The organism is Brevinematales bacterium, from assembly GCA_026415355.1.
In the GTDB taxonomy this organism is placed as follows: domain Bacteria; phylum Spirochaetota; class Brevinematia; order DTOW01; family DTOW01; genus SKYB106.
This window is the reverse complement of the sequence record JAOAHF010000007.1, coordinates 66508-80842: the sequence shown is the minus strand read 5'-3', so window position 1 is coordinate 80842 and position 14335 is coordinate 66508. Positions and strand designations below refer to the sequence as shown.

The following is a 14335-nucleotide window of genomic DNA, read 5'->3' as shown; positions in this document are numbered from 1 at the left end:
ATATTTCAATTTTAAAGCTACCCCACTAAGAAAATTTAAAGAATTTTACGATGATTGCTACATATACTATGTACCACGCTTCAGTCAGCATTTAGGTTCTATTCTATAAGTTTTACAAAGGGGTAATTTTATCATTACCCCTTCAGAATTAATATCTCAAAATAAAGCTTAAGTTACCTCCCACACCTCTCAAGCCAAAATCTGGTATCATATCAGAGGTAAATATACTTGAATCATACTCATTACCAAATGAGTCATATGCTCTAATAAAGTCATAAACAGGTATAGTATACTTATACCCTATATTCAAGGATAACCCCACATACTTTGAAAATAAAAACTCAACATTCAAACCAGCATTAAATCCTATAGAAAATGTTGTTAGATAAAAATCTAACCAGTAGAAAAACCATCCAATTGTTCCTAGATAGGTAAACGATCCTAGTAGATCAAAGCCAATATAAGGTTTTATCTTCAGATTCTTGAAGTAGATTGAGTAGTTAAGTAGTAAATCTACTGTAAGAGTAAGGGGCGAAGAAAAAACTACAGATATATCAATTTGAGGCTCAAAAAATGCCGAATTGCCATCATTTAATCCAGATATTCCTAATACTAGTGCATTACCATCTTCCAATCCGCCCCATTTTTGGTTGAAGTAAGGTAGTAAAACAGGATCTTTCGGAGCATTATACTCAATTTGCTGCAAACCCAAAAATAACTTAAATATAAAACCTCTTCTCAAAGCATCTGTCAACTGATCTCCAAGTTTTGGGTCTCCGAATAAAGGTATCACTTCACTATAGTCTTCACCAACACTAACAACTCTAACAAGTCCACTAACTTCTGTTGAAGTTCTGGTTTTCCCACCAATTACCATTGATTTCGTCTGAACTATATCTAGTTCAAGACCAGGATGTAAATCATAATTTTTACCCAATTCTATATAGTATTTACCATCCTTCGTATCAACTATAGTAGTATAAAGTTTGAACTTTTCTACACCTCTTATTTGGTATTTTATTTCTCCCAATATTTCATTAACAGCCATAATTATTGTCTCCTCTCTTGTTAGATTTCTTCCTCTTATACCTGTTATCATTTCTATCAACTTACTACTTTTACCAGATACTGTTTTACTTACATCAATAACATGGAATATTTCTCCAGTAGATGGTTCATAGAATTTTAAAGACAATCCCATAGTTACCTCATAATAAATACCTCTACCTAACTCATACTTAGTCTCAACACCAAAAGATTTTATATTTGGTATTACTATAGAGAACGAATTTATCAACGCTTCTAAAGCCTCTGGTGTAAGCGTAATTGTACCCCATTTAGGATCAACATATTTCTCAGACTTTAAAACCTTCTGTTGCTGTAGTTCCTTAATTCTACTAAGAAACTTTTCAAGGTTACCTTCAGAAAACCTAAACTCATACCCCCTAACCTTAAATCTCTTCATGTTTAGAAACAAATTTACTATACCATCATCCAGTTTGTTGACAATATTCGGGGGTATATCCCAGGTATAGTAAGAAGCAAATATTGAAATCTCTTGTTGCTCTGATATTTTAACATCCTTTTTAGGCTGAGAAAACACCAAAGATGACAACAAAAACAAACTCGCAAAAAGAAAAAGCACTCTCATAAAAACCTCCTCAACAATAAATATTATAAATGCACATATTAAAAACTGAAACTTCGCAAATAATAGAAATGAAATTTTTTTACAGTAAAAATTAAATTCCAAGTATTAACTACAATGATAAATCTCGTTTTCTTGGTAAGAATTTCCGAGTAAATAAAAACCAAATATCCTAAGAAATTCCATAACTTTATACCTAAAGCCACATTGCCTATAAAGTTCTCCACTTCCTTAGGTAAGGAAGATATGCTTAGAGCTATGGAAAGAAGAGTACTGCTTAAAAATCTGCTACTATTTTTCTTTACTCTAATTCAAATTAGCAAGAGTATACTACACTGTATTTATGTCCTACCACTGCTAATAAAAAATAGTATCTTCTTGAGAGATTAAGTGCATCTTACTACCTAATTTCAACATTCACCTTAGAATACATTCCTTTCCACCTCAAGTTGTATTAATATTAAAAACTTATCTTACTCCTTACTGGCAGTAAATTATGCTTCTTTAAAGCTTATTCTCCCGTCCTCTACCAAAGCATCAACTCATAAAAGCAAAAATCACTAAACATATCTACTTCATGTCCAAATTTTGGAATTTATCTTTATTAAGCCCTTCACTTTGAATATAACAATGTAAATTTTATATAATTATTTCTATATATGTCAAAAAGTCTCAAAAGAGATCGTGATGAGGGGAGTTACATAGATATAGAGAGTATAAAGAGTAAGATAAATCCTAAGATACAAAAGTTGGTGAAAGATATGGGATACGAAGTTGTTGATATCGATATAAAACGAGGTAAAACTTTAGTGTTTGAGGTAGAGATATATTCTAAGAATAAAAGTATATCTTTGAAGGATTGTGAAAAGGTATCAAATGTTATATCTAGATTGCTCGATGTTGAAGATCCTATACCTACGAGATATAATTTGCTAGTTAGTTCACCAGGTGTTGATAGAGTTTTCAGAAATCCTAATGAATATGAAATATTTGCCGGTAAAGAAGTAGAAGTTAAGCTAAATAACTTCTCAAGTTACAATCTTTCAAAAGATGTTTTTATCGCTAAACTTATTGGTATAGAAGGTGATGTTGTAAAATTTGATTATAATGGTAATGAAGTTTGGGTTGATTTGTCTGATATAGTATATACCAAACTCTATTTTGACGCAAAGAAATATTTTGGGGGTGATTAGTTTATGGCATTATTTGGGAATATAAAAGACATAGTTAAGTCTATGGATCTGCCTGAGGATATAGTGCATAAGATACTAGAGAAAGCACTATTAGCAGGATACAAGAGAGAATACGGCAAAAACTACGATAATATGGTTTTTAGGATAAGTGAAGACGGTAAAAGAGCTGAAATTCTTGCATTAAAGAGCGTTGTTGATAAAGTTAATGACAGTGTTGTCGAGATATCATTGGAGGATGCTAAGAAGTTTTCAAGCAACCCCAAGATAGGTGATATTATTGAAGTACCTATATCTGCAGAAAAATTCAGTAGACAAGCTATAGACGTTATAAGAAATACATTTTTGTCATTAAAGGCTGAGATAGAAAGAGACAAGGTTAGCTCTATTTTTAAGACAAAGGTTGGAGACATATTCATCTGTAAAATAAGCAACATGAGAGGTAGAAACATTGACGTTATAGTTGATTTTGGAAGCTTCAAAATAGATGGTATCATCCCAGGCGAACATACTATGCCAGAAGATCACAAATTATTTAAGGTAGGCGACTCAATAAAAGCTATTCTTATTGATATATTGATTCCCCAAGACAAGCAGGATGTTAGTTTCAAAAAACCACCTCATAGTAAAGAAGCAAAACTTCTCTTTTCTAGGACTGTACCTGATTTCGTAAAAAAGCTATTTCAGACTAATATTCCTGAAGTTAGTAAAAATATAGTTGAAGTTAAATCAGTTGGTAGAATTCCTGGTGAAAGATCAAAAGTTGCCGTTTATTCTTCTTTTCCTGATATCGATCCTGTTGGAGCATGTATAGGTGTTGGCGGTAGTAGAATTATGAGTGTATCAAAGGAAATAAGTGGAGAGAAAATAGATGTTGTTTTATGGAATCCTAATGTTGAGGAGTTTGCGAAAAACGTATTTGGTAGAAATTCTGTTAGTTCTGTTGAAGAGAGAGAAAATGAAATACTCATAAGTATATATGAGAGTGCTCTAAACGTATTGGGTAAAAATTCAATCAATGTTAGACTCTTTTCACAAATGGTTGGTAAGGAAGTTAAAGTTATGCTTGCTATGGAAGACGATAAACAGAGAAAACCCGAAATCTTCATAGAAGAAGGTGAAATAAATGAAAATACTTACGTAGATTATTTACCATTCGATAAGGAGATACTAGACAAATTGAAAGCAAAAGGCATTAAAACAATAGGAACTCTTCTTGAAGAGATGGGTAATCTAAAATCTCTAGGTTTCTCTTCTAGAGAGATATCGCATATAGACAAAATAGTGAATGAATACATTGAAGTTGAGGTGGAGGAGGAGTAAATGGAAGAAAAAAGAAAGGTTAAAATAAAGATAAAGAAGAAAATAACAACCCCATCTCAAAGCAGTGACGTTAATCAGAATTTAGAAGAGAAGAAAGATATCACTCCAACTGAGACTAAACAAACGTTAGAAAATAAAAGTGTTCAAGAGAATGTTGGTAAATCATCAGAAATTCAGCATCCCGGTAAACAATTTAGGGAGAGCAGGTACAACAGAGATTCTGTAAAGGGTTACCAAAGAGAATTTAGGGAGAGAAGGGCATTCTACAATAGAGAACAAGATAATAGAAGAGAATCAAAAGACCAAAGAGATCAAAGAAGAAATGGATTACAATTTAGAGATAAGAACCAAGGACGTCCAAATTACAAACAAGGGCAACAGAGTACCGGTAAGTTTGCTATAAAAGACAAATTTGCCAAAAAACAAACCACTGTTAGACCTCAAACTCAACAGATTCCACAAGTTTCCAAGAAGCAAACTGTCAAGTATTTAAAGAAAGAAGTAGAAGAATTTGAAATACCAGAAGAATCCTTTGAAGCCAAATTAGATGCGGAGTTTTCGAAACATCGAAAGCAGAAAGTTTACGCTGTACCTGAGGAAATAGAGATATATGATGTAATAACAGTTGGAGATTTAGCTAAAAAAATGAACGTTAAAGCTTCTGATCTTATAGAAGTTTTAGAGAAGCTTGGTTTGTCAGTTACTATAAATGACAAAATTGACTCTGACACTGCTACAATTGTCGCAGAAGAATTTGGAACAAAAGTTATTGTAAAGTCTGTTTTTGATGAGATAAATGTACAAGAAGAACCAGACAATCCCCAAAACATAAAAGAGAGGCCACCCATAGTTACTGTTATGGGCCACGTTGATCACGGAAAGACAACTCTTCTTGACACAATAAGAAACACTAGAGTTGCTATGTCAGAAAGCGGTGGTATAACACAACATATAGGAGCATCTGTTGTTGAAATAAATGGTAAAAAGATAACATTTATAGATACTCCAGGACACGAAGCTTTTACATATATGAGAGCTAAAGGTGCCAAGGTAACAGATATCGTTATCTTAGTTGTAGCTGCAGATGATGGAGTTAAGGAGCAGACAATAGAAGCACTAAATCATGCAAAGGATGCAAAAGTTCCAATCGTTGTTGCTATAAATAAAATAGATTCTCCAGGTGCAAATCCAGATAGAGTAAAAAATCAACTAAGTGAGTTAGGACTCATACCAGATGACTGGGGTGGTGACACTATTTATGTCGAAGTATCGGCTTTGAAGAAAATTAATATAGACAAATTGCTTGAAGCTGTATCTCTACAAGCTGAATTGATGGAACTCAAAGCAGACTATAAAAAAAGAGGAGTAGGATTTGTAATAGAAAGTAAAGTTGACCAGGGTAGAGGTATAGTATTTACATTAATAGTTAAAAACGGTGTTGTGAAAGTTGGTGATAATTTTGTTGTAGGAACCACTTATGGAAAGGTAAGAGCAATATTTGACGATAAAGGGAATAAAATAAAAGAACTCTTACCAGGACTACCTGGAGAAATAGTTGGAGCTGAGGAATTACCTAACGCTGGTGAGAAGTTTAATGTCGTTGAATCAGAAGATCAAGCAAAAGAAATATCAGAAAAAAGAAAATATTACTCAAAGATAGAGAACATAAAAAGCCTAAAGTCAGGCAGAGATATATTCTCAGAGGTTAAGGAGATTAAATACATAGTTAAGGGTGATGTTTTTGGAAGTGTTGAAGCTATAAAATACTCTCTTGAAAAGTTATCAAATGAAGAGATTAGTATAAAAGTCATACACTTTGGAGTTGGACAAGTAAATGAAAGCGATGTTATGCTTGCTTCTGCAGGAGGAGCATCAATAATAGCATTCAAAACTAAAGTCCTGCCAAAGGCAAGCGAAATAGCTGAAAGAGAAAAAGTAAAGATAAAAAAGTACAACATAATATACGAGATAGTTGATGATGTCAAGAAAGAAATGAAAGGTTTGAAAGAACCTGTGCTAGTTGAAAAAGTTTTGGGTAGTGCTGAGGTTAGAAAGGTATTCAAAATAAGTGGTGTTGGTTCTGTAGCAGGTTGTTATGTCAAAAATGGTGTAATACAAAGAAAATCAAAAGTTAGAATTTACAGAGATAACATACTCGTATATGACGGAGAAATATCATCACTGAAACACTTAAAAGATGATGTAAGCGAAGTTAAAGAAGGACTTGAATGCGGTATTGCGTTCAAAAACTTCAATGATATAAAAGAAGGTGATGTAATAGAATGTTATAAAATGGTGGAAGAAGAATAATTTAAACTAGATTTTCACGTTAGAAGTCATTTTGGTATTGGAAACATGTTAAGAATTTACAGGCCAGACTTTAGAAATTTTTCCTCTCATCTTTAAGTTGAAATAGTCTTTAGATGTTTTTCATAAATTGTCTATGAAAAAGATCTTCTTTTCACTTAGAAGAACAAAATTTATCGTTTTTTCATATCTATTTGTATCAATAATAGGAGTTGTTTTTTTGGCTTCCTTAATAGTCTTTACAAAAAACATGCTCATATCATACACTAAGGGTGCTTCTCTACTTATTAGCTATGTAAAAGAGTATTTTCTCATATCATTTAATCAGGATTTATTCAGTAGAGATAAATTAGAAGATATAGAGCGTAAAGTGAAAGGATTTTATGTATTTTATGACATCTTGAATTCAAGAGATTTGCCTTATCAGGAGATAGAAAAAGCTTGGCTTGAGTTTGGAATAAACAAGGATGAGATATCCTACATAGTAAATGGTACTAAAATTATAAGAAACACACCATTTGTGTATGAACTAAAAGTAGTTTCAGATAAGCTTGCAAATGATTTGAAAAAGATCCTGAACGGAGAAAAAGTACCCTCTGAGATAGTTATTTCAAACCTTGAAGAATTCCATCTAACCTTCTATAAAGCTATGGATAAAATGCTTAAGTTTATTATAATAGTTGTATCAACAATAGTACTACTTATAGTTATACCATTCAGCATCTTTTTAGTTTTAAAAATGAATTCTTTGTCAGAAATAATAAACAAAGTTACCCACAGAATAAATCAAAACCTCAAGGGAACAAATTATGAGGAAATCGACCTAATAGACCCTAGAAGTGAATTTATTATACTCCAAGAAACTGTAAACTCTGTATCCGATAAGCTCAATCATATACAACATACAAAAAATCAAGTTATAGATAAGATGAATCAAATTAATCAACTATTATCTAATGTTTTTACCAGTGTTTATGATTACATCAAAAGAATGGAAGATCTAAAGTCTAACACAGGTAATATCGAAGTTGAGCATTTTTCAGAATCCTGGAATAAGTTTAGTAGTTCATTTTCTAAGATTGATTCCAATATAAAGAGATTATATGAAAATTTCGATAAATTTAGAAAACTATCATTGCAGACATTTGAACCAATTTCATCTATGTATGAAATATTGATAAATATCCTAAAAAACTTTGAGTTGATAAAACAGGTTTTTTTCAAATACATTCATGAGACAAGATCAATAATAAACTCCGTTCAATCCTCTTTCAGCAAGGAAGAAGAAAAAGTTTTAGTGATTCTTGATGAAATGAAAAGGATCTCATCTAACCTTAGAAGTCTAGGTATAAACGCAAGTATAGAATTTTCGAAAATATCCACTGCTAATGAAGCCCTTAGTAACATCTCTAGTAAAATAGTTGATATTTCCAAAGATATAAATAGTATGTTTGGTAATTTAAAAAGTAGTATTGAAAGTTTTGAAATAGAACTCAAAAATAACATGGATAAGCTTAGCTCATTCATAACTTCACTATCACAATTTGATCGAGATATACAATCTATGCTATCGGCATTGGAAACTCTATCAACAGAAAAGGAAACAACTAATCAGAACATAACTTCTGCGTATAATAGTATATCAAACATCCTGGATAGTGTATCTAATACTGTTGAGCAAAACGAAGTAATCTTATCTGCTTTTTATGATCTTGAAGAAAATTTCAAGCATATCATGAAACTCATTGAGGTCGTTATTTCTCTTGTAAGGGAGGTTGATAAAAACATTGGTATTGTTCAGTCTGTTAACGATATTGTACATGAGTTAAGGAGAATCTCGGATGAAATCAGTAGTTTGTAATTTTCTTACATATGCATTAATATTAATTGTACCTGTTTTGTCACATTCTATAAGCCTTGAGGAGGAGGAAATTAAAAAAGCTAAAAAAGTTGAATTTGAAAATTACAAAGGTAGTGTTAAGAGTATAAGTATTAGAGAACTTATCAATATAGGATATACTCTTGCAGAGATGTCTTCAGAAGAACAGAAAGTTGATTACAATAACTATTACATACTAAGAGTATTACCTACAAACGGGCTTTTAGGAGCAGATGTTATATTCATTTCAAAATATTCCAAGGTTAAGCATATAAATGCAATAAGGTATATAATCACTGGATACCTTTCAAAACAGTTTGGATATCCAACTAAGCAGGCATTCACTCTGTCAGTTTTTGTTACTTACTACAATGCTTTTTATAGGAGTAATTTGGATTACTTCAAATCAAAATATACTAAAAGATTATTTTATTTTACATCCAAGAATATAGGTATATCCACCAAATATTATGATTGGCCTGGTAAAACAGAACTTGTTATACCAACAAGAATAACATTAAGAGGAGAGAAACTAAATTTGGGAGAGGTATCCAAAAAAGATGTAATAGAAGAGATAAGAGCAAGAGAAGATGATTTAGGTATAAAAGAACGAAAAGAACTTGTGGAAATTAGAAAGAAAGAATTGGAAGAAGAGAAGAAAAAGTTAGAAGAGAAGGAAGAAGAAATAAAACTAAGACAACAGAATATTGATAAAAAATACGAAGAAATATCTGAAAAAGAAGAAAAGATAAAATTAGATCAAACCCTAACGGAAGAACAGAAACAAAAACAAGTCAAAGAATTAGAAGAAGAGAAAAAAATGCTTGAGGAAGAAAAAGAAAAATTAGAAAAAGAAAAGAAGAAGATAGAAGATATCAAATCCGAGCTTAAGTCAGAGGAAGAAGATATAAAAAAAGAAGAGGAAGAAATAAAGGAAGATGAAAAAAGAGTTTTAGCAAAGGAAGAAGATCTGCAGAAAAAAGCTAAGGAACTAAAGGAAAAGGAGGAAAAACTTAAACAAAAAGAAGAAGAGCTTGCTAAACTAGAAGAAAAAACAGTTTCTCAAAAAGCAGGTGATAAAACAATCTTTGCAAGTAAGATGTATTACTTGAAGAAACAAGATTTTGAACCCCAAGCACATTATAATAATGTAATGTACCTTATAGATTTGAGCAGTATGAAAACAATAAAAAAGAGTAGTTTTACGAACATATGCGGCTCCAAATATTACGTTTATGCTGATGGTGTTGTTGTAATTGGATATAATCGAACTCATAGTCAAGATCATTTCCTAGTGTTACTTGATAGAGAGAACGTTGAACCTAAAATAATAGGTAAAGATAACATATTCTGGAGAAGCTTCATTGAGTTTAAGAATGATTATCTATATGCAATCACAATAACAAATAGAAGATACTACTTGGGTAAATTTAATAGAAACCTCGAAAGAATTGCTATATCAGATACTGAAGTTCATCCAGATACATTTATAACTTTCTATGATAACAAGATATTCATAAATGATAAGGATAAAAACATTATAGTACTTGACGAGTCAACTATGAAAAAAGTAAATGAAATCAAACAATGAATCTTACTTGTTTTATCCCACTTACCGAGTTACAGAGATATATTCTTTGAGCATTTTTCAGATCATCGAGGCCAATTTCGGCTTCAATTATATTATACTTTCTTGAAAGATATTCCAACATTGTTCCTCTTAACAGTCCAGAACTTCTACTAGGAGTTACTAATTTACCGTCTGACAGCAAAATTATGTTATTTACCGTTCCTTCAGTAATGTGTCCATACTGATTAGTAAATATATAGTCAACAAGACCTTCTTCTCTGGCTTTGGAATTATAATAGTCGTACAATTTTCTATTTGTTGTTTTGTGAAATAGGAACACATCATTACTATTTACTACGTCATTTGCTAGTTTTATTTTGCCAACTTTTAGTTTTTGACTAAATTTTTCGACTTGAATAGATGCATTACCTTCTTTGCTGAGTAAAAGTCTAATTTTAAATGTCCCGTCTTTCTTAGTAACTTCATCTAACAGTAACCTTATAATATCTTCATAATATTTGAATGAAAAAAAGTTTGCTGATTTTCTTAATCTTCTTAGATGATATTCTAACAAGTATATTTTCTGTCTTTTTAGTAGCATAGTCTCGATCAAATTAAATTCTGGAAACGGTTTTGAGAATAGAAATTTTGATTTGAGTATGCATTCTTCATATTCATCCTCCGGATCAGAGTACCAAGTTATTCCGCTACCCACTCCTATTTCACCTTTATTACCTTTTATAACAGGAGTTCGTATTGCTATGTTAAACTCAGAGAAACCACTAGGTGTTATGTATCCTATAGTTCCTGTGTATATTCCTCTTGGAGTAGTCTCATTGTCTCTTATTATTTCCATTGTTTTCCTTTTAGGTGCACCGGTTATTGATCCACCCGGAAATAGAGAAATTAATATGTCTGAGAACTTGACATCTTCTCTGAGTATTCCTTCAACTGTTGAGATCATTTGAAACACTGTTTCATATTTTTCGATCTTGAACATATCTTTAACCATAACACTACCAAATTCTGAAATTGTACCTATATCATTTCTCAAAAGATCAACTATCATAAGGTTTTCTGCTAGGTCTTTTTGACTCTCCGATAGCTTTTTCGCTATAAGAGTATCCTCTTCGAAAAATCGCCCTCTTCTTGAAGTCCCTTTCATTGGCTTTGTGACTATCTTTCTATCTATGGTTTTAAAAAACAATTCAGGTGATAAGGATAATATATATGTATCTCTATACTTAACAAATCTAGCATACTTCACTGTCTGCTTTTTCCTTAAGTCAAGGAAAAATGAAAAAGCGTCTCCTTCGAAATCAAAGAGAAGTTTGAATGTAAAGTTTGTCTGATAAGTATAGCCATTTTTTATGTAATTTTTTATATTATCTATCTTTTCTACGTAATCCTCTTTTGACAGTGTAGTACCTTTGAGTGAAATCGAATATTGACTGATGATTTTGGGAACTTCAATTATTTTAGGTTTAGTAAAGATACCAAACCAAAGAAGAGGTAGTTTATCATCTGAATGTTTGAACTTCAGATTAACCATGCTGTATCCGGCTTCATAGCATATAAAACCACAAATATATAATTCTCGTTTTAATAGATCATCGAGTTTCTTAACAGAGGGTATGATGTTACTGTAATCGTTTGTCTCAATTTCCAATATAGGGTTTTGAAATAAAAGTAGGTACTCACCTTTGTCAACAACGAAAATAATTTCGTCTTTGAAGTCCATACTGACTATATGGTTATTGATAAGATGATTTAAAAAGTCTGAATACAAAAGAAAGTCCGATACAAACAGTATCAGACCTAAGTAGTATTTTGCTACCCAGATTTACTGGTACGAAACCTAGAGAAAATATTTTATCCTCTTCCTCTTCTGTAAATCCTCCTTCACTCCCTACGCAAAATACTATTCTATCAGTATCTTTCATGGTTGGAATAATATCAATAAAATCAAAAGAAGTATCCTGTATTTTTCTATTTGTCAATAGTAGTAGTTTGGTTTTGACACCATCGGTTGAAGTAAAGTTTCTTACAAATTTTTCAAGATCATTATATCCTCTGGTTATACTGAAAGGTTTCAAAATAGTTAAAGGAAATGGATTACCTACAGCTTTTGCCCCTTCATAAGATATTCTTCTCAATCTACTAAGATATTTGTCATCAAATGTAAAATTCTGTGAATGCCTTGATATTACAGGCTGTAGTATATCTACTCCAAGTTCCGATAGTCTGTTGATTTCATCTTCGAATGTTCCTTTCTGAACCAAAGCCTGTATTATGATTATTTCCGGTTTACTTCTTTTCATTGTTTCACCAGTTAAAACTCTTAAAATTATAGAATCTTTACTGAAATCAACTACCTTACATCTAAACTGTATTTCTCTTTCAACGTCATAAAATAGTATCTCCTCACTAACTTTGATTCTTTGAACCTTTTTTAGATGTTTATAATCTTTTGGATCAGATATTATGACCTTATCACCTGATATTATGTTATTATCACTTGAAAATACTATTTTCATATAGCTTCCCTTCCTCTTTCTCCAGTTCTTATTCTTATTACATCTTCTAGTGGTAGAATAAATATTTTTCCATCACCTATTCTTCCATCTCCTTCACTTCTAGCGACTTTTAGTAAAGTGTTTACTGTTGGCTCGACAAATTCGTCATTAACTGCTATTTCAAGTTTGACTTTTCTTACAAATCTTATACCTTTGTCAATTCCCATAGCCTCATCAAGGTAACCTCTTTGGCGTCCATACCCTTGAACTTCAGTGACAGTCATTCTTGAAACATCAATCATTCTTAGTGCTTCTTTGACTTCGTCTAGCTTCTCTGGTCTTATTATTGCTATTATGTATTTCATAGTTTTATTATGAAGATAAGTCTAGTTAGCAATCTAATAATTCAACTATCAGGCCTTGTTAGATCCTCTGTCTTTTCTGATCAAAATGTTGCTTTCTGAAAATAAGTTTTAAAATCTCTAGCAACCGCATCCTTAAGTTTTCACCTCTCATAATTAAGAGAGTATAGTATAGGAGTAGTATAATCGTTAAGACTGACGATACTACTCCAAATTAAAAGACCTTCATGTATTATATCTTTGCTAATGCTTGATCTATATCCTCTATTATATCTTCAACATTTTCAATACCAATTGAAAATCTAACCAAATCCGATGTTGCTCCTGTTTCTTCTTTCTCCTTTTCTGATAATTGCTGATGAGTTGTCAGATATGGATATATTACTAAGGATTTCGCATCTCCTATGTTTGCAAGATGAGAAAACAACCTAAGTGAGTTTACAAACGTTTTTATCCTTTCAGTACCTCCTGATATACCTATAGTTACGAGAGCACTTGCACCTTTTGGCAGATATTTTTTCGCATTTTTATATGACGGATGTGATTCAAGTAATGGATAACTTACCCAGCTTACTTTATTGTGTTTTTCTAGATATTTTGCAACAGTAAGAGCATTCTGAGAATGTCTTTCCATTCTTAAATGAAGTGTTTCAAGACCTTGTAAGAAGAGGAATGAGTTGAAAGGACTAATACAAGCCCCTATGTCTCTAAGTAACTGAACTCTAGCTTTGACTATAAAAGCTGCTGGACCTAAATCAGAATAAACCAGACCATGGTAACTAGGATCAGGATCTGTAAATTCAGGGAATCTACCATTATTCCAGTTAAATTTACCAGAATCTACTATAACTCCACCTATTGATGTACCATGTCCTCCTATGAATTTAGTTGCTGAGTATACAACAATATCTGCTCCATACTCAAAAGGTCTTAAAAGAAATCCTGTTGGAACAGTATTGTCAACTATAACTGGAATACCATGTTTATGAGCAATTTTAGATATTTCTTCAATGTCTGGCACATCTAATCGAGGGTTACCTATGGACTCAAGGAATATAGCCTTAGTTTTATCGTTTATTTTGTCTTCGAAATTTCTTGGATCGGATGAGTCAACAAAGTGAGTCTTTATACCAAGCCTTTTTAACGTAAAGTTAAATAAATTATGTGTTCCTCCATACAAACTTCTAGAACTTATTATTTCATCTCCAGGTTTTGCTATTGTTAAAATAGCATAAGTTATTGCAGCCTGACCTGAGGAAAGAGCTAAAGCTCCAACTCCACCTTCAAGCAGTGCCATACGCCTTTCAAATACATCAGTTGTGGGGTTCATTATTCTAGTGTATATGTTTCCAGGTTCTTCCAACGCAAATAACCTAACAGCATGATCCATGTCTTTGAAAACATAAGAAGTTGTTTGGTAGATAGGTACTGCTCTAGAACCAGTTGTTGGATCTGGCTCTTGCCCACCGTGCAATAGTATTGTCTCTAATCTGGCGTTTTCCTTCATATTGTACCTCCTAAATTACTACAATAATTGTAA

Annotated in this window: 10 protein-coding genes; 5 read left to right on the top strand and 5 right to left on the bottom strand. The window is 32.0% G+C overall.

The features are described 5' to 3' along the window. Positions 1 to 148 precede the first annotated feature (148 nt). Positions 149 to 1651: a hypothetical protein gene (locus N2712_03975; protein ID MCX8029135.1), complete on the bottom strand. Its 1503-nt coding sequence runs from the start codon at positions 1649 to 1651 to the stop codon at positions 149 to 151. Between the two features lie 656 nt (positions 1652 to 2307). Between N2712_03975 and N2712_03970 the strand changes: the two genes are divergently transcribed. The 5 genes from N2712_03970 (at position 2308) to N2712_03950 (ending at position 9938) form a co-directional block, all read left to right on the top strand. Continuing rightward, complete coding sequence (locus tag N2712_03970) at positions 2308 to 2841, top strand: hypothetical protein (protein MCX8029134.1); 534 nt, start codon at positions 2308 to 2310, stop codon at positions 2839 to 2841. Between the two features lie 3 nt (positions 2842 to 2844). Beyond that, the gene (locus N2712_03965; GenBank protein ID MCX8029133.1) at positions 2845 to 4161 is read left to right on the top strand and encodes a transcription termination/antitermination protein NusA; all 1317 of its coding nucleotides are present in this window, start codon (positions 2845 to 2847) and stop codon (positions 4159 to 4161) included. Continuing rightward, positions 4162 to 6471 (top strand): translation initiation factor IF-2, encoded by a 2310-nt coding sequence (infB, locus tag N2712_03960; GenBank protein MCX8029132.1) that lies wholly within the window; start codon positions 4162 to 4164, stop codon positions 6469 to 6471. Between the two features lie 133 nt (positions 6472 to 6604). Then, positions 6605 to 8329, top strand: a complete 1725-nt coding sequence (locus N2712_03955; protein ID MCX8029131.1) for a hypothetical protein — start codon at positions 6605 to 6607, stop codon at positions 8327 to 8329. Beyond that, a complete protein-coding gene (locus N2712_03950; protein ID MCX8029130.1) occupies positions 8310 to 9938 on the top strand; it encodes a hypothetical protein in 1629 nt (542 codons plus the stop codon). Before N2712_03955 ends, N2712_03950 begins: the two co-directional genes overlap by 20 nt. Here N2712_03950 and pabB read toward each other — a convergent pair. The 4 genes from pabB to N2712_03930 form a co-directional block, all read right to left on the bottom strand. Beyond that, positions 9928 to 11658 carry an aminodeoxychorismate synthase component I gene (pabB, locus tag N2712_03945; protein MCX8029129.1) on the bottom strand — a complete coding sequence of 577 codons (1731 nt, stop codon included), beginning with the start codon at positions 11656 to 11658 and terminating at the stop codon, positions 9928 to 9930. The genes N2712_03950 and pabB overlap by 11 nt on opposite strands. A gap of 13 nt (positions 11659 to 11671) precedes the next feature. Next, positions 11672 to 12454, bottom strand: a complete 783-nt coding sequence (locus N2712_03940; GenBank protein ID MCX8029128.1) for an RsmE family RNA methyltransferase — start codon at positions 12452 to 12454, stop codon at positions 11672 to 11674. Then, positions 12451 to 12798, bottom strand: a complete 348-nt coding sequence (locus N2712_03935) for a P-II family nitrogen regulator (GenBank protein MCX8029127.1) — start codon at positions 12796 to 12798, stop codon at positions 12451 to 12453. The genes N2712_03940 and N2712_03935 overlap by 4 nt, the downstream gene beginning before the upstream one ends. Before the next feature lie 229 nt (positions 12799 to 13027). After that, complete coding sequence (locus N2712_03930) at positions 13028 to 14302, bottom strand: O-acetylhomoserine aminocarboxypropyltransferase/cysteine synthase (GenBank protein ID MCX8029126.1); 1275 nt, start codon at positions 14300 to 14302, stop codon at positions 13028 to 13030. Positions 14303 to 14335 lie beyond the last annotated feature (33 nt).

Coding starts and splice junctions, on each gene's coding strand:
- N2712_03975 (MCX8029135.1), bottom strand. CDS start 1,651: ATGAGAGTGCTTTTTCTTTTTGCGAGTTTGTTTTTGTTGTCATCTTTG.
- N2712_03970 (MCX8029134.1), top strand. CDS start 2,308: ATGTCAAAAAGTCTCAAAAGAGATCGTGATGAGGGGAGTTACATAGAT.
- N2712_03965 (MCX8029133.1), top strand. CDS start 2,845: ATGGCATTATTTGGGAATATAAAAGACATAGTTAAGTCTATGGATCTG.
- infB (MCX8029132.1), top strand. CDS start 4,162: ATGGAAGAAAAAAGAAAGGTTAAAATAAAGATAAAGAAGAAAATAACA.
- N2712_03955 (MCX8029131.1), top strand. CDS start 6,605: ATGAAAAAGATCTTCTTTTCACTTAGAAGAACAAAATTTATCGTTTTT.
- N2712_03950 (MCX8029130.1), top strand. CDS start 8,310: ATGAAATCAGTAGTTTGTAATTTTCTTACATATGCATTAATATTAATT.
- pabB (MCX8029129.1), bottom strand. CDS start 11,658: ATGGACTTCAAAGACGAAATTATTTTCGTTGTTGACAAAGGTGAGTAC.
- N2712_03940 (MCX8029128.1), bottom strand. CDS start 12,454: ATGAAAATAGTATTTTCAAGTGATAATAACATAATATCAGGTGATAAG.
- N2712_03935 (MCX8029127.1), bottom strand. CDS start 12,798: ATGAAATACATAATAGCAATAATAAGACCAGAGAAGCTAGACGAAGTC.
- N2712_03930 (MCX8029126.1), bottom strand. CDS start 14,302: ATGAAGGAAAACGCCAGATTAGAGACAATACTATTGCACGGTGGGCAA.